Raw genomic sequence first — 24,372 nt, forward strand, 5'->3', positions numbered from 1 at the left:
TGATTCCAGGCCGACCGGGGCCAGGATGTGCTCGGGATCCACCGTCCGGGCCGGCAGTCGGAAGGCCGAACCCTGCGCGGTCAGCACCACGTCGGCGCCGGGCAGCCGGGTCAGCAGCGCGGTCAGGTCGACGGAGGTGGGGGATGAGGGGGTCACGGTGAGCTCTCCACGATGACGTCCAGCGCGCGGGCGAAATCGGCGTCGGGGACCCCGGCGTTGAGGGTCAGGCGCAGCCGGGAGGTGCCGTCCGGGGTGGACGGCGGGCGGAAGCAGCCGACGGCCACGCCGCGGTCGCGGCAGTCCTCGGCCCAGCCCAGGGCGGCCTCGGGGCCGGGGGCGAGCACGGAGAGCACGCCGGCCGCGGGCGGGGACACCGCGAAACCGGCTGCGCTCAGCCGCGCGACGGTCTGCGCGGCCCGGGACGCCAGCAGTGCGCGCCGGTCGTCGGCCGTGCGGGCGATGCGCAGCGCCTCGTGCACCCCGGCGGCCACGGCCGGTGGCAGCGCGGTGTCGTAGATGAACGTGCGTCCGGTGTCGATCAGGTGGCGGGTGAACGGGGCCGGGCCGGCCACCACGCCGCCCGCCCCGCCCAGCGACTTGGACAGTGTCGCGGTGACCACCACGTCGGAGCGGCCGGCCAGCCCGGCTGCCACCACACCGCCGGCGCCGGCCGGGCCCAGCAGGCCCAGCGCGTGCGCGTCGTCGATCAGCAGCAGGGCGCCGCGGGCCGAGGTCACCTCGTGCAGCTCGGCCAGCGGGGCCAGGTCGCCGTCGACCGAGAACACCGACTCGGTCACCACCAGCGCGCGGCCGGGGTGCTCGTCGAGCAGCGCGGCCACCGCGGACGGCGAGTTGTGGGGGGCGACCACCGTACGGACCCCTGAAATTTTGCAGCCGTCGATCAGCGAGGCGTGGTTGTAGGCGTCGGAGACGATCAGGTCACACACGGATGTGAGGCTGCGCACGGCGGCCAGGTTGGCCAGATAGCCCGACGAGAACACCAGCGCCGACTCCGCGCCCAGCCAGGCGGCCAGGTCGGACTCCAGTTCGGCGTGTGCCACCGACGAGCCGCGGACCAGGCGGGATCCGGTGGCGCCCAGCCCGTACGCCCGCAGGGCCTGCGCCGATGCCTCGATCACCGCGGGATGGGTGGCCAGGCCGAGATAGTCGTTGCCGGCCAGATCGACGACGGCATCGCCTGATGAGCGCGGCCGCAGCCGACGGGTCAGCCCCGCCTTGGCCCTGCTTGCGGCCAGGCTCTCCAGGGCGTCCAACCAGCCCCTCAAAACACCTCCACCGATCACGAGAAGGGGAAACTACCACCCCCCTACGACGGTCCTTCCCGGCGCGAGTCCTTGTTAGGGTGCGGACATGTCAGAGATCCTCGGCCGCGCCCGCTCGCAAGTGCTCAACGACGGTGTCGGCCTCGACGAGGCGCAGATCCTCGACGTGCTGCGGCTGCCCGACGACGCGCTGCCCGAGCTCCTGCAAATCGCGCACGACGTCCGGATGAAGTGGTGCGGTCCCGAGGTCGAGGTCGAGGGCATCGTGTCGCTGAAGACCGGCGGCTGCCCCGAGGACTGCCATTTCTGCTCGCAGTCGGGCCTGTTCGCCTCCCCCGTACGCTCGGTCTGGCTCGACATCCCGTCGCTGGTCGAGGCGGCCAAGCAGACGGCGGCCACCGGCGCCACGGAGTTCTGCATCGTGGCCGCCGTGCGCGGACCCGACGCACGCCTGATGACCCAGATGCGTGAGGGCGTCAAGGCGATCAAGGCCGAGGTCGACATCCAGGTGGCGGCCAGCCTCGGCATGCTGACCCAGGAGCAGGTGGACGACCTGGTCGACATGGGCGTGCACCGCTACAACCACAATCTGGAGACCTGCCGGTCGCACTTCCCCAACGTGGTGACCACGCACACGTGGGAGGAGCGTTGGGGCACGCTCAAGATGGTGCGCGACTCGGGCATGGAGGTCTGCTGCGGCGGCATCCTGGGCCTGGGCGAGACGCTGGAGCAGCGCGCCGAGTTCGCGGCCCAGCTGGCCGATCTCGACCCGCATGAGGTGCCGATGAATTTCCTCAACCCGCGTCCGGGCACGCCGCTGGGGGACCAGCCCGTGGTCGAGGGCAAGGACGCGCTGCGCGCGATCGCCGCCTTCCGGCTGGCCATGCCGCGCACGATTCTGCGGTTCGCGGGCGGGCGCGAGATCACCCTGGGCGACCTGGGCACGCGCGACGGGCTGCTGGGCGGCATCAACGCGGTGATCGTGGGCAACTACCTGACCACCCTGGGCCGCCCCGCCACCAGCGACCTGGAGCTGCTGCAAGACTTGAAGATGCCGGTCAAGGCGCTCTCGGCGACGATCTGAGATGTTCTGTGACCGTTGCGGCGAGCCGGCCGCCGAGGGTGATCACGCGGCGTGCGCGGCGGCCCGGGCGTTGGAGCCGCCACGCTTCTGCCCCGAGTGCCGCCGCCGCATGAAGGTGCAGGTCGTGCCGGCCGGCTGGAGCGCCGCGTGTGTCGAGCACGGGACCCGTACGGGCTAGAACGGAGCCGGAGTCTCCTCGCCCACCGGGCGCACGCCCGGCACGGGCAGCGTCACCGTGGCCATCGCACCGTCCCGGTCGGCCGCACCCGCGCCCAGCCGGCGGAGCGTGCGCAGCATCGCCACGTTGTCGGCCGCGGTGTGGGCGACCAGGGCTGCGATCTCGGCCCGTTCGGCGTACGCGAGGAGCCGGCGCAGCAGGGCCGTGCCGATGCCGCGGCGCTGCCAGTCGTCCTCGACCAGCATCGCGACCTCGGCCAAATCCCCTTCGGCGAGCAGGTTGGCCATCGCCACCACACGCTCGCCGGCCACGGCGATCAGCGTGCGCCCGGTGCCCGACGGTTCGAGCAGGCGGGCCAGCCGGGCGTCGCTGGGGGTGCCCCCGCCCAGGTAGCGGCGCTGCAGGGTGGCCGCGGAGCTGCGCTCGTGCAGACCCCGTACGGCGTCCAGGTCGTGGCTCGTCGCGGCCCGGATCACCAGCTCGGCGCCGTCGGGCAGCAGCAGCGTGATCTGCTCGTCCTGCTGGCGCAGCATCGCGCCGGACAGCTCGACCAGGGCCTGGGCCCGCGCGTATTCGGCCGGGGTGAACGCGGGCAGCCGCCGCAACACCTCGAACGACCCACCGGCCGGGTCGGCCAGGGTCATCCGGGCCGCCTCGTAACCGGGGCGGCCGGCCAGGGGCTCCGGCCGCCAGCGGACCTCGGTCGCGTCGAGCAGGGCGACCAGCGCCTCACCGAGCGCGTCGGGATCGTGCGCGAGCCGCCCGGCCAGCGCCAGCGCCCGAGTGGGCTGATCGACCAGGCCCTGAGCCTCGGCCCGGGACACGAACGCGTCGCGCCCGCGGCCCTTGGCGATCGCGGCCAGCAACTCCGGCTCGCTCATCGAGTCGGGTGCGTCGATCAGGAAGTCGTCGACGGCGCCGGCCTCGGTGGTGTGCACCTGGACGGCGAGGATGTTCACCGACCGCAGCGCGAGGCTCGCGGTCAGAACGGAAAGATAGCCCGGCCGGTCGTCAACCGTTGCCCGGATCCGCCACAGCGCCATGTCCGGCACCCCTTTCGGCGAGTCACGTTCAGCTGTACCGGGTTCAATCTTCCTCCGCCGCTGTTAACCGGACATTGCTTGAGCTGGGATTTCGGGGAGAGTCCGATCACAGGGCGGACGGCACGGCGGCGTCCAGCCGGTCGCCCAGGATGACCGCGGCCGCGCGCACCAGCTGCGCCACCCGGTCCACCTCGGTGATGTGGAAGGCGGCGGCGGGCAGCTCCGCCTCGTCCGTCCGGGCCACGACGAGCACCAGCCCGGCCCGGCCGAACGGCGCGATCGCGTACCGCGTGTTGTCCGGCGCGGTGAGCGGCCGGGCGCGCAGCGGGGTGATCTCGGGCAGCTGCAGCGGCGCGGGGGCCCGCCAGCTCGCGTACGCGATCGTCGGCTCGGCGCCGAAGCTGAGGCTGGGCTCGGCGGGCAGCGGCCGGGGCGCGCCGGAGCGGGCGGCCCAGTCGGCCGGTACGAACGCGGCGGCCGCCCAGTCGGCGGCCAGCAGGCCGGGCACGGCATCGACCAGTGTGGCCAGCCCGTCGGCCGGGTTCGCGGCCACCTGGGCCAGCAGTTCAGCGTCGTGGCCACCCGAGACGGGGGCGCCGATCGCCTTCCACACGCCGTCGACCTGCACGCCGGGGATCGCGGCCAGACCGGCCAGCAGCCGTTCCACCCGCGCGGCGCCCGGCCAGACGACGGTGAAGTCGTCGACGGCCCGGCCGCCCAGCCGTTCCAGCACCACCACCTGCACGATGTCGGCCCCGGCGACGCCCAGTGTGCGAGCCACCTGACCGAGGGCGCCGGGGCGATCGGGCAGCGTGACTCGAACCCGCAGCAACATGCGACTCCTCCCGTCGGCAAGACGGCACGGTCATGCCATCCCCGTAGGCGTACAGCCTGCCAATTCGGCGTTTCGCCCGGGTTGCGGAGCCGTGTCCTTCGCCGACAATTCCCCGGTAGGGTCGGTTCGTGATCTGTCAGGCCTGCCGGGACAGGCGGCACGAGGACTGCCGCGGCGGCTCGTGGTGCGACTGCCAGCACCGCGCGCCCGAGCCGACCCCGCCGGTGACCGGGCCACCCGGCCCATGACCGCGTTCCCCGCTTGGCCTTCGTCCCCGGAGGGGCTGGTCGAGCTCTATCCGCGCAACCCGGAGCCGACGCTGCGGATGAATTTCATCGCCAGCGCCGACGGGGCCGTGACCGTCGACGGGCTCTCCGGCGGCCTGCACGGGCCGGGTGACAAGGAGATCTTCGACTCGCTCCGGATGGTCTGCGACGCGCTGATCGTGGCCGCGGGCACGGTCCGGGCCGAGAACTACGACGCGTTGCGGCTGACCGCCGAGGCCCGGGCGTGGCGGGTGGCGCACGGCCTGCCCGAGTTCCCGCTGATGGTGATCGTCTCGCGCTCGCTCGACTTCGATCTCGACCAGCTCGTGTTCTCCGACGCGCCGATCCGCCCGATCGTGATCACGACCGGGCCGCCCCGCAGCCTGGGGGATGCCGCCGAGGTCGTCGCCGTGGACGATCTGGCCACGGCCGTACGGGAACTGCATGCGCGCGGCGCCACGCAACTGCTCTGCGAGGGCGGGCCCAGCCTGTTCGGGTCGATGATCGCCGAGGACCTGGCCGACGAGCTCTGCCTGACGGTGTCGCCGCTGCTCGTCGGTGGTGGCCCCGGCCGCATCGCGACCGGGGCCACCACCTCCCCCCGCGGCATGTCCTTGCGGCACGTGCTGACCCTGCAGGACATGCTCTTTCTCCGGTACGTCCGTCAGGGCAGCTGACCGGCCCGGTCGACGATCGCGATCCGCAGCTGGGCCGTAAAGGTGATCACGGTGTTCTTCTTCACGTCGGGCAGCTCGCCCACGACCACGCTGCGCTCGCCCAGGAACTTGTACGTCTTCTCGTCGAAGATCAGGTCCTGCCGGAAGAAGTCGTCGGCCCGGGAGACCGCGACGCCGCGCCGCCCGGCGAAGTCGGTCCGCGGCACCGTCTTCGTGCCCGGGATCGTGGCCGCGGCGTCGAAGAGCGCGGCCAGCGCGGCGGGCGGCAGATACTGCTCGCGCAGGGTCTCGCTGACCTTGGTGAAGGCGATCTGGTCGACCGGGATGCCCTTCGGGCCGGGCTTGGCGTCCTGGTAGAGGAACGCGCGCATCGCCTTCGCGTCGGTCGGCAACTTGTCCCGATAGGCGGGGAAGCCCGCGTCCAGCGGGGTGTCGCCGTCCTTCTCGCGCAGCAGGCCGGTCCGGGTGCCGTCGACCGATTGCCAGACCTGGCGGCGCTGGTCCGACGGTGCCGTCTGCCCGTCCGCACCGACTCCGGCCCGGCGCCCGCTCCCGGCGTAGCGCGACTCGACGTAGACGAACTGGTCGGGCCGGGCCTTCAGCACCGGTTCGCGGCGGGCCTCGGCGGCGGCCAGACGCAGCACCTGAGCGGCATCCGAGGCCGTGGCCGGAGCCTGACCCCCAGGCCCGGCCGGTTCCGAGGGCAGGGCGAGCACGCCGGCCACTGCGACGGCCGCGGCCAGCGCCGCCGCGGGGGCCAGGCTCCAGAGGAATCTCGTACGGGATCCGGGTGGCTCGGCCCGGAACATGGCGGCCCGGGCACCGGCCAGGACGTCGGGCGCGGGCGGGGGCACGTCGGCGCGGAACTTCTCCATCAGGTCGAGGTCATTCATCGTCTGATCCGTTCGTGAGGTCGGGCAAGGCGTGGCGGAGGCGTTCGCGGGCGCTGTGCAGCCGTGAGCGGACGGTGCCGATCGGGATGCCCAGCGCCTCGGCGACCTCCGGATAGCTGAGCTGGGCCTGGCTGATCAGGGTCAGCACGTCGCGCTGGCCGGAGTTGAGCCGCGCCAGAGCTCCGGCCAGGGCACGCACCTGCTCGGAGGCGTCGACCCGGGCCGACACGCGGTCGTCGTGACCGGCCAGGGCCAGATCGATGCCCGTACGGGCCAGGGCGTGGTACTGCCGGCTCTCGGCCCGCTGGTGGCCACGCAGCAGGTTGGCCGCGATGCCGTAGAGCCAGGGCAACGCGTCCGGCCGGCCGGTGTCGTACGCGGCTCGGCTCCTGAAGGCGGTGAGGAAGGTCTCGGCGGTCAGGTCGTCGGCGAGCGTGGTACCGACCCGGCGCGACAGATAGCGGTGGATGGTGGTGGCATGCCGGTCGAAGACCGATCCGAACGCCTCGGGCTGGCGGGCGGAGAGCTGGATCAGGTCGCCGTCGGTGAGCTCGGCCCGCGTGGCCGTCGGTCTCATGCGCGCCCTTTCCGGTCGGTGGGAGTTCCGTCAACCCGTCTTTGGCCGATCGGCTCACATCGGTTCGTTTCCGGGCGCGCCTCCACCGTCGCGGCAAGATCTTGTGGATAACTCTGTGTATGACCACCAGAAGTTGTGGACAACGCGTGCCAACCCACGCCTGGTGCGCGTTCTGTCGTACCCCTGGTGCACGATGAGCGGCGTGTCTGACGATTCTTCCCCCGTCGGGCGGGTGCTTGGTACGGCCGATGCGACCCCGCTGCAGTTCTGGACGGCCGTGACCCCGGGCAGTTATCTACAGCTGGATGACGTAGTGGTCACTCAGCGTGACTTGCCGGATCGCGAACCGGTGACGATCGCCGGGGTGGTCACCCAGGTGCGGGCGCGGCACGAGGGCGCCCAGTTCGACTCGGACGTCTTCGCCATCGCCGACGGCACGCTGCCGGCCCTGGTGCAGGAGGCGGCCGAGATCACCACCACACGCGTCGACCCCGAGCTCTACGTCCCGCCCGCGCCCGGCGCGATCGTGCACCGCGCGTCCGGCGAGGCCCGCGACGCCGCACTGCACTTCGACCGGATGGAGCGGCGCGTCCCCATGGGCACCGGCCGCGACGGCGTGCCCGTCTTCCTCAACGCCGACTTCCTCGACGGCACCCGCGGCGCCCACGTGTCGATCTCCGGCATCTCCGGTGTGGCCACCAAGACCAGCTTCGCCACGTTCCTGCTCTACTCGGTGTTCCGCTCGGGGGCGCTCGGCGCCGACGGCACCAACGCCCGCGCGCTGATCTTCAACGTCAAGGGCGAGGACCTGCTCTTCCTCGACCACCCCAACACCAAGCTCGACGAGAGCACCCGCGCGGCCTACAAGCTGCTCGAGCTGCCGGCGACACCCTTCTCGGACGTACGGGTCTATGCCCCGCCGCGGGCCGGGGACTCGTCCGGCGCCCCCGACGTCAACAGCCGCCTGACCGGGGTCGACACGTTCTACTGGACGCTCGAGGAGTTCGCTTCGCTGCGTCTGCTGCCCTACGTGTTCGCCGATGCCGACGACGAGCGCCAGCAATACACGATGGTCGTGCACTCCGTCACGGCTCACCTGCACCGCCACTCCGTGCCGGCCGAGGGCGGCATCAGCATCGACGGCAAACGCCTCGGCTCGTACGGCGACCTGGTCGACCACATCGTCGAGCAGCTCACCGACGACGAGACCCGCTCGACGTGGGCCGGCAGCGCGATCAACATGGGCACGGTCAACGCGTTCGCCCGCCGGTTGATCGGCAGCAAGCGCGACCTGTCCCGGCTGATCCGCGGCGACCTGGCCCAGCGCCGCCCGCATCAGATCAAGACCGCCGAGTCGGCCCAGGTCACCGTGGTCGACCTGCACAACCTGCCCGACCGCGCGCAGCGGTTCGTGGTCGGCGTGACGCTCAAGACCGAGTTCGAGGAGAAGGAGAAGGCCGGCACCGGCCGCCCGCTGCTCTTCGTCGTGCTCGACGAGCTCAACAAGTACGCGCCGCGCGAGGGCACCTCGCCGATCAAGGAGGTGCTGCTCGACATCGCCGAGCGCGGCCGCTCGCTCGGGGTCATCCTGATCGGCGCCCAGCAGACGGCGAGCGAGGTCGAGCGGCGCATCGTGACCAACTCGGCCATTCGCGTGGTCGGCCGGCTCGACCCGGCCGAGGCGGCCCGCCCCGAATACGGCTTCCTGCCCCCGGCCATGCGGCAGCGGGCGCTGCTGGCCCGCCCCGGCACGATGTTCGTCAACCAGCCCGACATTCCGGTCCCGCTCTGCGTGGAGTTCCCGTTCCCGGCCTGGGCCACCCGCAAGTCGGAGTCGGGGCCACCGCCCTCCGAGACCATGAAATCGATCGTGCAGGGGGCCGATCCGTTCGCCGTGGTCGGCAGCCGCGGCGGCTCGTCCGACGACGACATTCCGTTCTGAGAGTCTGAGGCGTTTTTGCGATGCGCATTCTGCACACGTCCGACTGGCATGTCGGCAAGGTCCTCAAGGGACGTAATCGGCACGAGGAGCACATCCGCGTGCTGGCCCAGGTGGTCGACACGGCCCGGGCGGAGCGTCCCGACCTCGTCATCATCGCCGGTGACCTCTATGACACCGCGGCCCCGACGGCCGACGCGACGCGGGTCGTCACCCGGGCGCTGACCGCGCTGCGCAACACCGGCGCCCAGGTCGTGGCGATCGGCGGCAACCACGACAACGGCCCGGCGCTCGACGCCTTGCGCCCGTGGGCCGAGGCGGCCGGCATCACGCTGCGCGGCGCGGTGAAGGACAAAGCCGACGAGCTGCTGATCAAGGGTGAGACCGCGGGCGGTGAGAAGTGGCAGCTCGTCACGTTGCCGTTCCTCTCCCAGCGGTACGCGATCCGGGCCGCCGAGATGTACGACCTGACCGCGGCCGAGGCCACCCAGACGTACGCCGACCACATCGCCCGGCTGATCGAGAAGCTGTCCGAGGGCTTCGACCAGCCCGGCGTGGTCAACCTGCTGACCGCGCACCTGACCATCGTCGGGGCGTCGGCCGGGGGCGGCGAGCGCGAGGCGCACACGATCATGGGGTACGCCGTGCCGGCCACGGTCTTCCCGCGCAACGCGCACTACGTGGCGCTGGGCCACCTGCACCGCGCCCAGCAGGTGATCTCGCCGTGCCCGACGCGGTACAGCGGCAGCCCGCTGGCGATCGACTTCGGCGAGGAGGAGAACGTCTCGTCGGTCGCGATCGTGGACGTGAGCGTCGACAAGGCGGCCCGGGTGCGTGACGTTCCGATCACCGGGGCGGTCGCGCTGCGCACGGTGCGCGGCACCCTCGAACAGCTCTCAACGGTGAACCTTCCGGACGCCTGGCTCCGTGTCCTCGTGCGCGAGAAGCCGCGGGTCGGCCTCCGCGAGGACGTGCAGGAGATGCTGCCCAACGCCCTCGAGGTGCGGATCGACCCCGAGATGATGCCCAACCGGGTGGGGGAGCGAATGGCACAGCGGGCCGGGCGGTCGCCGCGCGAACTCTTCGGCGACTACTTGGACAGTCGCGAGAACGCCGAGGACGGCGTCCGCGAACTCTTCGACGAGCTGTACGACGAGGTGAGCACCCACTCATGAGCGAACGAAGTGAGCGCGGTTGGCTCAGCGCCCAGGTCTCTGATCCGGCGGAGCGAAGCGGAGCGGGATCATGAGGCCGATCAGGTTGGACATGGCGGGGTTCACGGTCTTCCGGGACGAGACCTCGGTCGACTTCACCGACGCCGACTACTTCGCGCTGGTCGGGCCGACCGGCTCGGGCAAGTCGACGGTGCTCGACGCGATCACCTTCGCGCTGTACGGCACCGTCCCGCGCTGGGGCGGCGCTCGTGGCATCGCCAACGCGCTGGCCCCCTCGGCCGCCGAGGCCCGGGTACGACTGGTCTTCGAGTCGGCCGGCGACCGCTACGTGGCGACCCGCGTGGTGCGCCGCGACGGCCGCGGCAACGTCAAGACCGCTGGTGCCGGCCTGCAGCTGATGCCGGCCGGGTTCGACGTCACCAAGCTCGACACCGGCATGGACCTCGACGACCTGGGCGAGGTGCTGGCGGGCACCCCGGCCGAGATGGACCAGGCCGTGCTCGAGGCCGTCGGTCTGCCGTTCGAGCAGTTCACCAGCTGCGTCGTGCTGCCGCAGGGCCAGTTCGCCGACTTCCTGCACGCCAAACCGGCCACCCGGCAGCAGATCCTGGTCAACCTGCTCGGCCTGCACATCTACGAAGAGGTGCAGACCAAGGCGACCGGCCGGGCCCAGACCGCCGAGGGCAAGCTGGCAGTGGTCGACCAGAACCTGGCCGGGCTGACCGACGCCACCGACGAGGCGGTCGAGGCGGCCGACCAGCACGTCGCCCGCATGCGCGAATTCACCGCCGCGGTCGAGGCGGCCATGCCGGGCCTGCGCGCGCGGCGCACCGCCGAGGCCGAGGCCGCTGCCACCCGGGACGCGCTCGACGCCGACCTGCGGCTGCTCTCCGCCGTGCGTACGCCGCAAGCAAGCGTGGAGACCGCGGGCGTGACCGCCGCCGCGCGCGCGAAGGCCACCGAGGCCGCGGACGAGGTGCGCGGGGCCGAGGAGAAGGAGGAGAAGGTCCGCGGGGAACTGGCGGCCGCCGGCGACGCCGGTTCGCTCAGCCTGATGCTCGACCGGCACGCCGAGCTGGAACGGCTCACCGGGCAGGCCGACTGGTTCGCGGGCGAGGTGTCGGTGGCCGAGGTCGAGCACAAGGACGCCGCGACCGCCGCCGCGATCGCCCACAGCGCCCACCTCGGCGCCGCCCAGCTGCTCGAACAGGCCCGGCTGGACTATGTGGAGGCCCAGCGCATCGACCGGGCGTCAGCCCTGCGGGCCCACCTGTCGGCCGGTGATCACTGCCCCGTGTGCGAGCAGACCGTGACCACCGTGCCCCCGGTCGCCGAGGAGTCCGCGGTGCGCGCCGCCGAGACCACCGGCAAGGCCGCCCGGGCCGCCGCCGAGGTCGCCGAGGCCGCCTGGCAGCAGCGCGACGCCGTGGCCCGCAAGCTCGAGAGCAACCTGGAACGTAAGCGGGCCCAGCACGAGCACCACCTGTCCCGGATGGCCGAGGCGCGGGCCGCGGTGGCCGACTCGCCCGGGGCGGACGCGCTGCGCCGTCAGCTGGCCGAGATCGAGAAGCTGCAGAAGCACCTCGACCGCGCGGGCGTGGCGGTGCGCACGGCTCGTTCGGCGCACCGGCAGGCTCAGGCCGCGGTGATCGCGGCCGAGGAGCGTCAGCGGTCGGCGTGGCGCGAGTTCGACGCCGTACGGGATCAAGTCGCCCGGTTCTCCCCGCCACCGGCCGACCGCGACGATCTCGCGGGCGCGTGGTCGACGCTGGCCGGCTGGGCCGCCGCGCAGGCCGCCGAACGCGCCAGCGCCCGGGCCGCGGCCGAGGCGACGGTGGCCGACGCCCACCGGTCCACGGTCGCCGTCCTGCAGGAGATCTCGGCGCTCTTCACCGCGGCCGGGGTCACGGTGCCCCAGCCCGACGAGTCGGCCCTGATTCGCGCGGCCGCGGTGGCCGTCGAACGGGCCGAGGCGACCTGGCGGCGCCTGGCCGACCGGCGCGACCAGGTGCGCGAGCTCACCGAGCAGCGGATGACGCTGCAGCGCGAGCAGCGGGTGGCCAAGGCGCTGGCCGGGCACCTGCGGGCCAACAACTTCGAGCGCTGGCTGCTCGAGGAGGCGCTCGACATGCTGGTCGACGGCGCGTCGCGGATTCTGCGTGAGCTCACCGGCGGGCAGTACGACCTGATGCACGACAAGGGCGAGTTCTACGTGATCGACCATCACGACGCCGGGCTGCGGCGCGGGGTGCGCACGCTCTCCGGCGGCGAGACGTTCCAGGCCTCGTTGTCGCTCGCGCTGGCCCTCTCCGAGCAGCTCGCGGGCATGTCGACCACGGCCGCCAGCCTGGAGTCGATCGTGCTCGACGAGGGTTTCGGCACGCTCGACGCGGCCACCCTCGACGTGGTCGCGGCGACCCTGGAAAACCTGGCCGCGCGGGGCGACCGCATGGTCGGCGTGGTCACCCACGTCAACGCGCTGGCCGAGCGGGTGCCGGTGCGCTTCGAGGTGCACAAGGACGCGCGGACGGCGCACGTTGCGAGGGTGGGCCTTTGACCAGGATGTTCGTGGACGCGTGGGACCCCTCGTACGGGTCGTCCTTCGAGGGTGGCGCCGACGGCGGGGACGGGCCCGCCTCGCCCAGCAGCGCGCAGGTCGACACCGACGTCGAGGTGCCGGCGGCCGAGTGGGCCCCGATCGACGCGTCGCCCGCGGTGCGCTGCCCCGACGTGGTTTTCCTGGTCGACGGGGTGCGGCGCAACGACGCGGGCCTGTGGACGGCGGAGGAGGACGGCACGTCGTACGCGGGCCTGGCCGCCTCGTACGCGGCCGGGGTGGTGCGCTGCGACCTGGCCCGCGGGGCGGCCGAACTGGTGGGCGCGCGGGTCGGCCGGGGGTTGTTCACCGCGAGCCCGTCGGCCGGGGACGTGCAGGCCGGGTCGGTGCGTTACGAGGTGCACCGCATCCACGGCACGGGCGAGGCCAGCAAACTGCCCGCCGCCGTGCAGGCGCCACTGACCGCGCTCGAGATCGACATCTCGTCGGCCGCCCGCGAGATGGGCGCCTCCTTCGCCGCCGACGACCTGCTGGTGGTGGACGGGCCGCTGCGCAACCGGCGCCAGCTGCCGCGCACGATCGGCTACGTCAAGACGCAGCAGAAGCAGTATCTGCCGGCCTCGCTGACCACTGTGGTGACGTCGTTGCGGCCCGGGCAGCGCACCCCCGTCTTCCACCTGGGCACGGTGTGGGGCGGCTGGTCGTGGTATCTGCGGCTGCCCGGCGCCTCGGGGGCGCCGTGGTCGGGGATCGTACGGGTGGAATGCTCGCCCGATCTGACCCCGGAGCAGGCGATCGAGCTGGCTGATGTCTCGGTGGCGACGCTGCCGCGGTTCGCGTCGTCGGCTTACAAGGACCCGCGGGCGCCGCAGAATCTGGTGCCGATCGCCGGGCTGGAACGCCGGCTGCGCGGCATGCTGGGCGACGCCCGGGTGCTGCATCGGGCGCTGACGCTGGCCACCGCGCGGTCGCGATGAGCCGGCCCGGGTTCGGCTACCGCCCGGTCGCGATGAGCTGACTCACCAGATCCCGTACGCGGTCCGGGTCGGTCTCGTCGCCGGCTTCACTGAAGACCAGGTGAGCCGAGCCGATCAGGCTGAGCGCCAGCATGTCGGGATTTTTCCGGTTCTCCGCGCTCAGGTAGGCGGCGATCACGGCTGCCGCCTCGGCCAGCAGCGGCACTCCGGGTGACCCCTGCAGCCGCGCCCGCAGTTCGCCGCGCCCGATGACCAGCGAGACGAGGCCGAGCCCGACCCGGTCGAAGACACCGAACAGGAAGTCCGCGATGTTCTCGGCCACGGTGCCCGTGCCCGCGTGCTCGATCATGGTGGCGCCCCAGGCCTGAAGCCCGGCGATGCGGCGGCGCACCAGCTCGGCCAGGAATTCGTCGAAGTCGGCGAAGTGCCGGTGCAGCACGCCCTTGGCCACGTCGGCCTCCGCGGTCACGGCCCGGCTGGTCAGCGCGTTGTGACCGGCGCGCACCAGGACGCGCTCGGCGGCATCGAACAACTGCTGGCGCACATCACGTAACGCCACTCCGGTCGGCACAGGGCCCAGCCTTCCACATGGCCTAATGGGCGCTTGCCCACTAGAGTGGGCGCATGCCCACACCGCATCGTGAACGCGAGATCGCCGAGTCCTTCGGGGTGGACGCCGCCCGCTACGACCGCACCCGCCCGTCCTACCCGGCGGCCCTGATCGACCGGCTCGTCGCGGGCATTCCCGGACGGTCGATCCTCGACGTGGGGATCGGCACCGGCATCGTGGCCCGGCAGCTGCGCGCGGCCGGGTGTGAGGTGCTCGGCGTCGAACCCGACCCGCGGATGGCCGCGTTCGCCCGCAGGGCCGGGTTCGAGGTCGAGGAGGCCCGGTTCGAGGCCTGGGAACCCGCGGGACGCCTCTTCGACGCCGTGGTAGCCGGTCAGACGTGGCATTGGGTCGAGCCCAGGGCCGGGGCGGCCGCGGCCGCCTCGGTGCTGCGGCCGGGCGGGCGGCTGGCGTTGATGTGGAACGCCGGGCAGCCCGGCCCGGCGGTGGCGGACGCCTTCGCCGAAGTCTTCGAGCGGCTGATGCCCGGCAGTCCGCTGGCCGGGGTGCGCGGGATCTCGGCGGCGGCGGGATATGCGGCGCTTCTGGACCGGGCCGACGAGGGTCTGCGCGCCGAGGGTGGCTTCGGGGCCGTCGAACGGTGGAGCGATGAGTGGGAGCGGGTCTACACGCGAGCCGAGTGGCTTGACCAGCTGCCTGCTCAGGGCCTGTTCACCCGGATGCCGCCGGCGCAGCTGGCCGAGGTGTCGGCGGCGATCGGGGCGGCTGTCGACGCGGTGGGCGGGAGCTTTTCGATGCACTTCACGACGCTGACCACGACGGCAGTGAGAAGGGCCTCGGGAGGGTGATCAGGCCGGGAGCTTGGGATCGTCGAGGACCGTGGGTAACGCCACGGTCAGCATCTTGGCTCGCACCGACCGCAGGAGCAGGCCCATGAACAGGCCGCCGATGCCGGTGAAGCCGGTGTGCTCCCAGGTGAAGCGGGTGCCGCCGGCGATCGGCTGGAGGCGGTAGGCGACGAAGCTCGGCGTCGCCCCCTCGTCGCCGATCCACGAGTAGCGCAGCAGCGCCGGCGCGTCGACCTCGAGAACCTCGCAGTCGACGATGCCGCGCCAGCCCGCGACGGGCGTGGCGAGGAAGCGGAACGTCGTCCCCGCGACCGGCGCGAAGCCCTCGGGGCGACCGCCCCGGCCGGTCGTGGTCCAGCGCGGGACCAACTCGGGGTCGGTGAGCACGCGCCAGACGCGCTCGACCGGGTGCGGATAGTCGCGGGTGATCCGGAACTCGCTCATGGCATCTCCTTTTTACGGCCACTGTAAAAATACTGTAGCAGTAAGATTGCCCCGTGAGCCTGCGCGAGGAGAAGAAGCGGCAGATGCGGCAGCAGCTGTCCGACACGGCGACCCGGATGTTCGTGGAGCGCGGGTTCGACGGCGTACGGGTGGCCGAGGTGGCGCGGGCGTGCGGGGTGTCGGAGAAGACGGTGTTCAACTACTTCCCGACCAAGGAGGCGCTGCTGCTCGATCGGCTCGAAGGCACGGCGACGGCCCTGCGGGAAGCGCTCGCGTCGACCGGGCAGGCACCGATCGAGGCCGCGCTGCGCCTGCTCGACGCCGAACTCGACGGGTTCGCCGGCGATCCGGAGGGCTACCGGCGCTTCGGCGAGCTGCTGGAGGCGGCGCCGTCGCTGCGGGCCTATCGCAACGACATGATGGACCGCTTCGTCGCCGTGGCGGCGGAGGCGCTGGCGGCGCGGGCCGGAGTTGACCCGGCCGACCCGGAACCGCAGATCACGGCGGCTGCCCTGCTCGGCCTGTGGCGCGTGCAGTACGAGAGTCTGCGCCGCCGGCCCGGCGATCCGGCGACGGTGCGCGCGGAGGTGCGACGGGCCGCGGACGTGCTGCGTATCGGGCTGGATGAAGAGAGTGGTCCACGCGCGGCGGCGGATTGAGAGATCCGACAGATCGGTCCAACCGGGATGGTTGAGACACGGAACACGTGAACAGGCCGGATGGTGGGTGGACGTCCTCCGAACGGGCTAGCAAACGCTGTTGGGAGCGCTCCCACTATGCGAGACGGGGACGCTCCGCACGGACGTGCCTACTCAGCGGTAGCGCCGCACCGCCGGTGCGTCGCGGCAGCTCAGAAGGGCGTTTCATGAGACCCCTGGGGCTGAGTATTATTCGGCTGCCCTGGCCGGAATATCGGTGCAGATCAATGATTTTGCACGGTATATCCATGTGCCTCGTGACCCCCCACACGAGACCGGAGGACCGTTTGAGACCGCTCCCCGAAATTTTCCCGTCCGCGTTGATCCCGAGGGCGGTCCCCAGCCGTATCTCAGGCGACGGGGAAAACTCCGGGCGGAGGTATCAATGCATGCGGTGGCCGAACATCGGCTGGCGCCGGGCGGGGTGCGCCTGATGACACAGCAGCGTTCCGATGGACGGTGGCAGTCACTCGACGGAGGCCGTAGTGCGGGCGATGGTGGTTCGGTGATTCCCCGGCAGGCGCCGCGGCACGAGGCCGCGACCCCGGCGGGGGCAAGTCACGAAGACACTCTGGTCAAGATGCTCTACGAGGAGCATGCGGGCCCCCTGCTGATGTTCGTGCTGCGCCTGACCGGCGGTGACCGGCAGCGCGCGGAAGACATCGTGCAGGAGACCCTGCTCCGGGCCTGGCGCAACGCGCACCGGCTCGGCGCCCAGGGGCAGCAGTCGCTGCGTCCGTGGCTGGTGACCGTCGCCCGGCGGATCGCGATCGACGATCACCGCAGCGCGAGTGCCCGGCCCGCCGAGACGTACGACCGTGAGCTGGAGAGCTTCCCCAGCCAGGCCGACGACACCGACCGCGTGCTGCAGTCGATGACGGTCTCCGACGCGCTGCGCGAGCTCAGCCAGTCGCACCGCGAGATCCTCATCGAGACGTATTTCCGGGGCCGCACGGTGCCGGAAGCGGCGGAGAAGCTCAACCTTCCGTTGGGCACCGCCAAGTCACGGGTGTATTACGCTCTGCGTGCGTTGCGGACGGCGTTGCAGCAACGGGGGGTGACCGAATGACACAGGAAGACCACTTCGACGTCGCGTCGTACGCCTTGGGTGTGCTCGACGAGCACGACGCGGCTCGCTTCGAGGACCACCTCATCGAGTGCTCGCGGTGTGCGTACGAGCTGGAGTCGTTCGTCGAGGTCGCCGACCTGCTGGCCGACGTCGACGCCAACTCGGTGGTCGTCGCCGAGGAGGCCCGGCGCGACGGCTTCATGCTGCAGAAGGTGATCGGCGAGGTCAGCCACGAGCGGCACCGGGCGAACAGCCGGCGGCTCTACAGCCTGGCCGCCGCGGTCGTCATCTTCGCGATGCTGTCGATCGGCGCGTTCTTCGTGGGCGGCCAGGTCTTCGGCGGCGAGAGCAACGACCCGGCCACGACCAACACGGCGCAGCGCGACGAGAGCCAGCAGGACCCCCTGCCCAACGCGCAGGGCGGGCCCGGCATCGGTGGCCCCGACCTCGCGGGCGAACGGTTCGACGGCTCCGACCCGCGCACCGGCGTGCAGGCTTCGGTCGCGTTCGAGAAGAAGACATTCGGCACGCAGGTGTCGTTCTCCATCTCCAACATCACCGGTCCGAAGGTCTGCCGGCTCGTGGCCGTGCACACCAACGGCACGACCGAGCCGCTCGCCACGTGGACGGTCGGGGAGAACGGCTGGGGCACCGCCAAGAACTCGGAGCCTCTGCTGCTGCAGGCCATCACGGCGACCCCGCGCGACGAGATCGCTCACGTGCAGGTGCAGGAGGTCGGCGCGAACGGCGCCGGCGAGACCCTGGTGCGCGTTCCGTAATCAATCGAGTACGGAAAAGGACCCCGGCCGAACGGCCGGGGTCCTTTCTTTTTCCTTAGGCAGGCAGGTCCGGCGAGGTCTCGCCAAAAACTCGGAAATTGATGGGAACTTTCTTCAACCGCCACGACCCCGCCCGCGTACTACAGCCCGGAAACGCCAGACGAAGAAACAAGCCTGGAGGGCACGTGGTACCGGAGAAGCGAAAGTTGATGGTCGTCGGCGCCGCAATCGCCGCGGCGTTCGCAGTGACCGGCTGCGCCCCGCAGGGATACGACGGTGGCGACTACGGCAACGCCGCGGAGCCCGCCGCCGAGAACGTGGCCGCGACCGCCGGCCCCGAGGCTGACCCGGCCGCCACGAGCGACCCGGCCGCCCAGGCCGACCCCAACGCGACCGAGGGCCCCGGCGACCCGAATGCGGCTCCTGAGCTCAGCGACGACGAGGCGACCAACTCGCTGACCGGCAGCAAGGTCGCGCGGATGGGCAAGGTCGTCGTCAACGACGAGGGCTTCGTGCTTTACCGCTTCGACAACGACGGCAACAACCCGGCCAAGTCCAACTGCGCCGGTGACTGTGCCGAGACCTGGCCGCCTGCCCTCACCAACGACGGCAAGCCGAAGCTCAAGGGCGTCGACTCGAAACTCGTCGGCACGGTCACCCGGGCCGACGGCAGCAAGCAGCTGACGCTCAAGGGCTGGCCGCTCTACACCTACATCGGTGACAAGAAGCCGGGCAACTGGAAGGGCCAGAACGTCAACGGCACCTGGTTCGTGATCCAGCCCGACGGCGCCAAGAACCTCACCTGCCTGCCGAAGATCTCGAAGCCCGTCGCGCCCCCGGCCAATGACTCCGCTGGTGACGGCGCCGGTTCGAGTGACGATTCCGGCACTGGCAGTGACTACAGCTACTGATCAGCCTCGCACTTGAAATCCCTTGAAGAATCGCTGACTCGGAGGTAGAGAAAAAATGCTTACCACTCGCACATCGCGCCGGACGACGCGTTGGTTGGTGGGCATTTCCACGGTGGCCTTGGCCTTTGTGCTCGCGCCGGTGAGCCCGGTTCAGGCGGCTCCCGGCGATCCGATTCCGGTGCCGAGCTCCAACGGACTGAGCGACAAGGGCGTCGGCGCGATCAGCGACGCCGACAAGGACTTCGTCATCAAGGTCCGCCTGGCCGGCCTGTGGGAGATCCCCGCCGGCAACATGGCGGTCGAGAAGTCGAACGACCAGCGGGTCGTCAAGATCGGTCAGTCGATCGCGGCGCAGCACGTCGTGCTGGACAAGCTCGACCGTCTGGTGGCCAAGAAGCTCAACATCGACCTGCCCAACAAGCCGAACGACGATCAGCAGTTCTGGCTGCAGGAGATGAAAAACGCGAACGCGACGACTTTCGACCAGATCTTCATCGACCGCCTCCGGGCCGCGCACGGCAAGATCTTCCCGGCCATCGCCACGATCCGGGCCACCACGCGCAACGACTCCGTGCGCAAGCTGGCCCAGGAGGCCAACCAGTTCGTCATGACCCACATGACGCTGCTGGAGTCGAGCAACATCGTCGACTACGCGGCTCTTCCCACAGCTCCCGCCCCCGCGAATCCCGGCAGTGGACCGGTCCCGGTGGACGGGCAGATGCTCGCGGCTGCCAGCAGCAACGGCGGTATTCCGGGCGTCAGCACCACCGTGATCCTGCTCGTCCTCGCCGCCGCTCTCGTGGCCGGCGTCATCACGTCCATGCGCATCTTCCGGGCTCGGTAGCCCCAGCCGAGTTCAGTCGCGTAACAGAAAGGTGTCACCCCCATGCGAAGGTCCAAGTACCGGCGCGCATCCAGGAGCAACAACTGGTTCAGTGGCAAGCGCCGCATCATCGCGGTAGCAGCCACGCTGGTGGCCTTCGGCGGCATCGTGACCGTCACCCAGGTCTCCAACGCGAGCACCGACCGGACTCAGCGCAAGGCGCTGGCCGCATGCGACAAGGTGCAGGCGCCCAACCGCACAAACCTTTCGACGGAGACGCGCCGCGGCACGTACTCGACGAACGGCGGCAAGGTCACCCAGCACCCCGACGACGGTGCCGGTGACACCGTGTCGACCCAGACGCTGCGCACGCGCTGCCGCAACTGGGTGATGAACAACGTCGGCAACAACGGCGGCAACGGTGGCGGCAACCAGACGACGCCGCCGACCGAGGCTGCGACCCAGCCCGCCGCCGACCCCAGCGCGGGTGGCGAGCAGGGCGGCGACCAGGGCGCCGGCAACGGCGACAACGGTCAGGGCAACGGCGAAGAGGGTGCCGGCAACGGCGACAACGGCCAGGGCAATGGCGGCGACAACGGCCAGGGCAACGGCGAAGAGGGCAACAACGGTGGCGAGCAGGGTGGCGACCAGGGCAACAACGGTGGCAACCAGGGCGGCGACCAGGGCAACGGTGGCGACCAGGGCAACGGTGGCGAGCAGGGCGGCGACCAGGGCAACGGCAACGGTGGCCAGACCACCCCGCCTCCGGGCGCCGGCCTGGGCGTGCTGACCAACAGCTGCGAGACCAGCAACCTGACCCCGCACAACGGCTTCCAGGAAGGCAGCCGCTGTGTCTCGACCGAGTTCGGTGAGGTCGGTGAGGCCAACGCCAACCCGAGCCTGCTGATCACGAACGCCCCGCAGCGGGTCGCCCCGAACACCCCGTTCACGATCACCGTGAGCACCCGCAACCTGATCCGTGACCGGTTCCTCGCGGCCGGCCAGGGTGGTTACTACGTGGAGTCCTCGGTTCTGGCCAACGGCCTGGTCCGCGGTCACTTCCACACCGCCTGCCGCATGCTGGCCAGCACCAACGAGGCCCCCGCGCCCGACCCGGTCCCCGCGTTCTTCGTGGCGACCGAGGACAGCCGGGGCGGCGCGCAGCCCGACTCGGTGCAGATCCAGGTGCCGGGCCTGCCCAACGCGGGCACCGCGCAGTGCGCCTCGTGGGCCGGTGACGGCTCGCACCGCATCCCGATGATGGTCCGGGCCAACCAGACGCCCGCCTTCGACGTGGTGCGCATCCAGGTCGGCAACCGTCGCGGCGGCGGTCGCGGCTGATGAAGAACTAGGAGCCACGCCGCCCATCCCGGAGGCGAACCTGAACGGGACGGGATCACCGACATGATCCCGTCCCCGCCAGGGCCCCCCATCGCCACCGGGTCGTCGTCCTTCCCCCTGATGGACGACAAGCGACGGCAGCTCCACGGCGGTCCGGACCACTCGGGTGTCCGGTCGCCCTTCCGATGGCCCTGACCGGGAGCGCGGTCAGGGCCATCGGCCTGCCCACCGAACAAGGCGGGGCGGTGGGCATCAGCCCGCGAAGGTGGCACAGTGTTCCGGTGAGTTCGACCCGCAGACTGTCCCCGCCCGAGCGCTACCAGTTCGGCGCCTCGGTGCGGTCGCTGCTGGTCCCCAAGCACGACCCGTGCGGTCGCTTCGACGGCGCCAACTTCTGGCTGGCGGTCCGCACCCCCGACGGCCCGGCCACGCTGCACCTGTGCCGTGACCGCGACGGCCTGCTGGCCACGGGCTACGGCCCCGCCGCGGACTGGGTGCTCGACCGGGCCGACGCGATCGCCGGCCTGCGTGACGACCTGACCGCGTTCCCGGCCCTCGCCGCGGCCAATCCGCTGGTCGCCCGTCTGGCCAAGACCTTCGCGGGCGTACGGATGCCGGCCACCGGGCTGGTTTTCCGAAGCGTGCTGCGGGCGATCCTCGAGCAGAAAGTCACCGGCAAAGAGGCGCACCGGGCGTACCGGATGATCTGCACCCAGCTCAGCGAACCCGCCCCCGGCCCGATCGAGCTGATGCTGCCGCCCGACCCCGAAGTGATCGCGGCCACGCCGTATTGGGTCTTCCACCCGTACGGGATGGAGCAGCGCCGCACCCAGGCCCTGCAACGGGCCGCCGTGGTCGCCGCCCGGCTGGAGCGCTGCGCCGACGCCACCGAGGCCACGGCCCGCCTGGTCGCGCTGCCCGGCATCGGCCCCTGGACGGCGGCCGAGGTCGTGCGGGTGGCGTACGGGGACCCGGACGCGGTCAGCGTGGGCGACTTCCACATCCCCAACACGGTGGCGTGGGCGTTGGCGGGTGAGGCCCGCGGCACCGACGAGCGGATGCTGGAACTGCTGGCGCCGTTCGCGGGTCACCGGGGCCGGGTGTGCGACCTGTTCGCCCACGGCGGGATCGGCGCCCCCAAGTTCGGCCCCCGCATGACGATCCGCTCGTTCGCCCGCTTCTGACGCGCGCGGGAGTGGCGGCGCGCGGGAATGGCGGCGCGCGGGAATGGCGGCGCGCGGGAGTGGCGGCGCGCGGAAGAGGCGGCGCGGGGCAAAGCGCCGGCTCAGCCCCAGCTCGTCAGGTCCAGCGTGTTGGCGAGTTCGTCGGCCAGGGACAGCAGGGAAGGCAGCAGCGGGTGGTCGCGGCCCGGCGACCAGGCCACCACGGTCACCGCCTGTTCGCCCGCCAGGGGCACGAAGACGACCCCGCCGCGCGGCGGATGCTGCGGGCCGACTGGGCCAGCCACGTGATCCCCACGCCCGCGGCGACCAGGCCGAGCAGGTTCGGCACGCCGGCCGCGCGCTGGGCGACCCGGGGGGTGAAGCCGGCCGCGGCGAAGTCACGGTCGTACTTCTCGTGCCACGGCGGCCATGAGGAGCGCGGCGTGAACACCCAGTCCTCGCCGGCCAGGTCGGGCAGGCGCAGCGACGGGCGGGTGGCCAGGGGATGCCCTGTGGGCAGCACGACGCACACCGGCTCGGTGACCACTTCGCGCGTGGCCAGGTCGGGGACCAGCGGGGGACGGGTGAACGCGGCGTCGAAGCGTCCGTCGCGCAGACCTTCGACGAGCGCCGCGATCGGCACGTTGTGGGTGGTCAGCGAGGCGTCCGGGAACCGGGCGCGGACGGCCCGCACGATCGGCGGAAGCATGTAGTTGGCCGTCGACTCGAGGAAGGCTAGATGGAGCCCACCCCGTACGGAGGAGATCGCCTTTTCCCTCTGCTCCAGGACGGAACGGGCGGAGGGCAGGAAAGCCGCACCGGCCGCGGTGAGCCGGGCGCCGCGGGTGTCCCGGTCGAACAGCCGCACCCCGAGCATCCGTTCCAGCGCCGCGATCTGCTGGGGCAGTGCGGGCGCGGTCGAGGAGTTCACCTTGGCCGAGCTGCGCGCGATCATGGACGTGATGTTCTTCGGTGCGGTCGCCGTCACCAAGGCCGTCCTGCCCCACCTGCGGTCCCGGCAATCCGGCACGTTCGTGCAGATCCGCTCGGTGGGTGGGCAGGTCACGATGCCCGGGTTCGGGGCCTACTGCGCGGCCAAGTTCGCGCTCGAGGGGCTTTCGGGGTCGCTGGCGGCCGAGGTGGCGCCGTTCGGCGTGCGGGTCCTGATCGTCGAGCCGGGGGCGTTCCGCACGGGTTTCGGGGGCGGCGGCATGCACCGGTCGCGCACCATCGACGCGTACGGGATCTCGAACGCGCAGACCCGCGCCGCGGTCGAGACCATGGACGGCTCGCAGCCCGGCGACCCGGCCAAGGCGGCCGCGGCGATCCTGGCGGCCGTCGACGACCCGGACGCCCCGCTGCATCTGGCGCTGGGCGAGGACGCGGTGGAGGCGATCGCCGCGGCTCAGGCGAGCCGGGCGGCCGACCTGCGGGCCTGGGAGAAGGTCAGCCGCGGGACCGCTGGCGACTGGTCTCGTACAGGATGACGGTGGCCGCCGTGGCCGCGTTGAGCGAGCTGGCCGCGCCCGTGATCGGGATGCGGACCAGCACGTCGGCGGCCTCACGCCAGGCCGCGCTGAGCCCGCTCGTCTCGTTGCCGATCAGCAGCGCGGTCGGGCCGGTCAGGTCGTGGTCGGCCACGTCGACCGCGCCGTGCTCGTCGGTGCCGACCAGCTGAACCCCACCCGCGGCGGCCCAGTCGAGCAGCCGGTCGGGCCGGTCGAGCTGGAGGACCGGCAGCGCGAAAAGTGAACCGGTGCTGGCCCGTACGGCCTTGGGGTCGTACGGGTCGGCGGCGTGCCCGGTCACCACCACGGCGGCGGCTCCGAACGCGTCGGCCGAGCGGATCAGCGTGCCGATGTTGCCGGGCGTCGACGGCCGGTCGAAGACCACCACGAGGTCAGCCCGGGGCAGGTCAGGGGGAGCGGGCATGCCGACCACGGCGATCAGCTCGGCCGATTCCTTGTCCGCGAGTTCGGCGACCAGGGCGGGGTCCATGGCGACGGCCCGGGCCCCGGTGCGGTCGAGCATGTCGCGCGCCCACGCCGACAGCGACTGCCGGTCCGGATAGATCAGGTCCCGGATCTCCCAGCCGTACTCTGCGGCCAGCGTGATCGGGCGCACCCCGTGCACCAGGAACTCGCCCGCGCGATGCCGCTTGGTGCGGTTGGTCAGCAGCGCCTGCCACTGCTGGAAGCTCGCGTTGCGGGTGCTGACCCGGACTGCCCTCGACACCGCAGC

26 protein-coding genes are annotated in these 24,372 nt (G+C 71.7%); 16 read left to right on the forward strand and 10 right to left on the reverse strand.

Translation table 11 applies throughout. From position 1 onward, the window contains the following. Positions 1–152: 152 nt before the first annotated feature. Positions 153–1,286 carry an 8-amino-7-oxononanoate synthase gene (locus BKA14_RS38430; protein WP_184955639.1) on the reverse strand — a complete coding sequence of 378 codons (1,134 nt, stop codon included), beginning with the start codon at positions 1,284–1,286 and terminating at the stop codon, positions 153–155. Positions 1,287–1,371: 85 nt separating this feature from the next. On the opposite strand from BKA14_RS38430, the gene bioB reads away from it, so the two are divergent. Further along, the gene (gene bioB / locus BKA14_RS38435; protein WP_184955640.1) at positions 1,372–2,367 is read left to right on the forward strand and encodes a biotin synthase BioB; all 996 of its coding nucleotides are present in this window, start codon (positions 1,372–1,374) and stop codon (positions 2,365–2,367) included. 1 nt (position 2,368) lies between these two features. After that, positions 2,369–2,545 (forward strand): biotin synthase auxiliary protein BsaP, encoded by a 177-nt coding sequence (bsaP, locus tag BKA14_RS38440; protein ID WP_184955641.1) that lies wholly within the window; start codon positions 2,369–2,371, stop codon positions 2,543–2,545. Here the strand turns inward: bsaP and BKA14_RS38445 are convergent. Beyond that, complete coding sequence (locus BKA14_RS38445; RefSeq protein ID WP_184955642.1) at positions 2,542–3,588, reverse strand: GNAT family N-acetyltransferase; 1,047 nt, start codon at positions 3,586–3,588, stop codon at positions 2,542–2,544. The two genes, bsaP and BKA14_RS38445, sit on opposite strands and share 4 nt — an antisense overlap. Positions 3,589–3,694: 106 nt before the next feature. After that, complete coding sequence (locus tag BKA14_RS38450; protein WP_184955643.1) at positions 3,695–4,423, reverse strand: ACT domain-containing protein; 729 nt, start codon at positions 4,421–4,423, stop codon at positions 3,695–3,697. Positions 4,424–4,667: 244 nt separating this feature from the next. On the opposite strand from BKA14_RS38450, the gene BKA14_RS38455 reads away from it, so the two are divergent. Then, positions 4,668–5,366 carry a pyrimidine reductase family protein gene (locus BKA14_RS38455; RefSeq protein WP_184957201.1) on the forward strand — a complete coding sequence of 233 codons (699 nt, stop codon included), beginning with the start codon at positions 4,668–4,670 and terminating at the stop codon, positions 5,364–5,366. Here the strand turns inward: BKA14_RS38455 and BKA14_RS38460 are convergent. Together BKA14_RS38460 and BKA14_RS38465 are read right to left on the reverse strand one after the other, a co-directional pair. Beyond that, on the reverse strand, positions 5,354–6,259 hold the full coding sequence (locus tag BKA14_RS38460) for a CU044_5270 family protein (RefSeq protein WP_184955644.1): 906 nt from the start codon (positions 6,257–6,259) through the stop codon (positions 5,354–5,356). The two genes, BKA14_RS38455 and BKA14_RS38460, sit on opposite strands and share 13 nt — an antisense overlap. After that, entirely contained in the window at positions 6,252–6,836 is a 585-nt protein-coding gene (locus BKA14_RS38465; protein ID WP_184955645.1) for an RNA polymerase sigma factor, read from the reverse strand. Before BKA14_RS38465 ends, BKA14_RS38460 begins: the two co-directional genes overlap by 8 nt. 193 nt (positions 6,837–7,029) lie before the next feature. Between BKA14_RS38465 and BKA14_RS38470 the strand changes: the two genes are divergently transcribed. From BKA14_RS38470 to BKA14_RS38485, 4 genes are all read left to right on the forward strand, one after another. Next, complete coding sequence (locus BKA14_RS38470) at positions 7,030–8,778, forward strand: ATP-binding protein (protein WP_184955646.1); 1,749 nt, start codon at positions 7,030–7,032, stop codon at positions 8,776–8,778. A gap of 20 nt (positions 8,779–8,798) precedes the next feature. Further along, a complete protein-coding gene (locus tag BKA14_RS38475) occupies positions 8,799–9,950 on the forward strand; it encodes an exonuclease SbcCD subunit D (protein ID WP_184955647.1) in 1,152 nt (383 codons plus the stop codon). Positions 9,951–10,020: 70 nt separating this feature from the next. Then, complete coding sequence (locus tag BKA14_RS38480) at positions 10,021–12,507, forward strand: AAA family ATPase (protein ID WP_184955648.1); 2,487 nt, start codon at positions 10,021–10,023, stop codon at positions 12,505–12,507. Then, positions 12,504–13,484 (forward strand): hypothetical protein, encoded by a 981-nt coding sequence (locus tag BKA14_RS38485; protein ID WP_184955649.1) that lies wholly within the window; start codon positions 12,504–12,506, stop codon positions 13,482–13,484. The genes BKA14_RS38480 and BKA14_RS38485 overlap by 4 nt, the downstream gene beginning before the upstream one ends. Before the next feature lie 16 nt (positions 13,485–13,500). Here BKA14_RS38485 and BKA14_RS38490 read toward each other — a convergent pair whose 3' ends face one another. Then, positions 13,501–14,055 (reverse strand): TetR/AcrR family transcriptional regulator, encoded by a 555-nt coding sequence (locus BKA14_RS38490; protein WP_184955650.1) that lies wholly within the window; start codon positions 14,053–14,055, stop codon positions 13,501–13,503. Between the two features lie 53 nt (positions 14,056–14,108). Between BKA14_RS38490 and BKA14_RS38495 the strand changes: the two genes are divergently transcribed. Then, a complete protein-coding gene (locus BKA14_RS38495) occupies positions 14,109–14,903 on the forward strand; it encodes a class I SAM-dependent methyltransferase (protein WP_184955651.1) in 795 nt (264 codons plus the stop codon). Here BKA14_RS38495 and BKA14_RS38500 read toward each other — a convergent pair whose 3' ends face one another. Beyond that, a complete protein-coding gene (locus tag BKA14_RS38500) occupies positions 14,904–15,347 on the reverse strand; it encodes an SRPBCC family protein (protein WP_184955652.1) in 444 nt (147 codons plus the stop codon). It lies immediately after the preceding gene. 53 nt (positions 15,348–15,400) lie between these two features. Between BKA14_RS38500 and BKA14_RS38505 the strand changes: the two genes are divergently transcribed. The 7 genes from BKA14_RS38505 (at position 15,401) to BKA14_RS38535 (ending at position 22,152) form a co-directional block, all read left to right on the forward strand. Continuing rightward, on the forward strand, positions 15,401–16,006 hold the full coding sequence (locus BKA14_RS38505; protein ID WP_239092698.1) for a TetR/AcrR family transcriptional regulator: 606 nt from the start codon (positions 15,401–15,403) through the stop codon (positions 16,004–16,006). Between the two features lie 424 nt (positions 16,007–16,430). Next, positions 16,431–17,114 (forward strand): sigma-70 family RNA polymerase sigma factor, encoded by a 684-nt coding sequence (locus BKA14_RS38510; RefSeq protein WP_133875041.1) that lies wholly within the window; start codon positions 16,431–16,433, stop codon positions 17,112–17,114. Further along, on the forward strand, positions 17,111–17,893 hold the full coding sequence (locus BKA14_RS38515) for an anti-sigma factor family protein (protein ID WP_184955653.1): 783 nt from the start codon (positions 17,111–17,113) through the stop codon (positions 17,891–17,893). The genes BKA14_RS38510 and BKA14_RS38515 overlap by 4 nt, the downstream gene beginning before the upstream one ends. Positions 17,894–18,102: 209 nt before the next feature. After that, entirely contained in the window at positions 18,103–18,804 is a 702-nt protein-coding gene (locus BKA14_RS38520) for a COG4315 family predicted lipoprotein (RefSeq protein ID WP_184957203.1), read from the forward strand. Positions 18,805–18,943: 139 nt separating this feature from the next. After that, on the forward strand, positions 18,944–19,648 hold the full coding sequence (locus BKA14_RS38525) for a DUF4142 domain-containing protein (RefSeq protein ID WP_308441186.1): 705 nt from the start codon (positions 18,944–18,946) through the stop codon (positions 19,646–19,648). 42 nt (positions 19,649–19,690) lie between these two features. Beyond that, positions 19,691–20,968 carry a Pecanex-like protein 1 gene (locus tag BKA14_RS38530; RefSeq protein WP_184955655.1) on the forward strand — a complete coding sequence of 426 codons (1,278 nt, stop codon included), beginning with the start codon at positions 19,691–19,693 and terminating at the stop codon, positions 20,966–20,968. Positions 20,969–21,249: 281 nt separating this feature from the next. After that, the gene (locus BKA14_RS38535) at positions 21,250–22,152 is read left to right on the forward strand and encodes a DNA-3-methyladenine glycosylase family protein (RefSeq protein ID WP_184955656.1); all 903 of its coding nucleotides are present in this window, start codon (positions 21,250–21,252) and stop codon (positions 22,150–22,152) included. 101 nt (positions 22,153–22,253) lie between these two features. Here the strand turns inward: BKA14_RS38535 and BKA14_RS44660 are convergent, their stop codons facing one another. Together BKA14_RS44660 and BKA14_RS44665 are read right to left on the reverse strand one after the other, a co-directional pair. After that, on the reverse strand, positions 22,254–22,385 hold the full coding sequence (locus BKA14_RS44660) for a hypothetical protein (protein WP_260416665.1): 132 nt from the start codon (positions 22,383–22,385) through the stop codon (positions 22,254–22,256). Continuing rightward, positions 22,358–23,086, reverse strand: a complete 729-nt coding sequence (locus tag BKA14_RS44665) for a LysR family transcriptional regulator (RefSeq protein WP_239092697.1) — start codon at positions 23,084–23,086, stop codon at positions 22,358–22,360. Before BKA14_RS44665 ends, BKA14_RS44660 begins: the two co-directional genes overlap by 28 nt. Between BKA14_RS44665 and BKA14_RS38540 the strand changes: the two genes are divergently transcribed. Then, positions 23,064–23,618, forward strand: coding sequence for an SDR family NAD(P)-dependent oxidoreductase (locus BKA14_RS38540; protein WP_239092696.1), 555 nt, complete (start codon positions 23,064–23,066; stop codon positions 23,616–23,618). The genes BKA14_RS44665 and BKA14_RS38540 overlap by 23 nt on opposite strands. Here the strand turns inward: BKA14_RS38540 and BKA14_RS38545 are convergent. Further along, a complete protein-coding gene (locus tag BKA14_RS38545; protein WP_184955658.1) occupies positions 23,578–24,366 on the reverse strand; it encodes a TrmH family RNA methyltransferase in 789 nt (262 codons plus the stop codon). The genes BKA14_RS38540 and BKA14_RS38545 overlap by 41 nt on opposite strands. Positions 24,367–24,372: the final 6 nt, after the last annotated feature.

Source organism: Paractinoplanes abujensis, assembly GCF_014204895.1.
Lineage (GTDB): Bacteria > Actinomycetota > Actinomycetes > Mycobacteriales > Micromonosporaceae > Actinoplanes > Actinoplanes abujensis.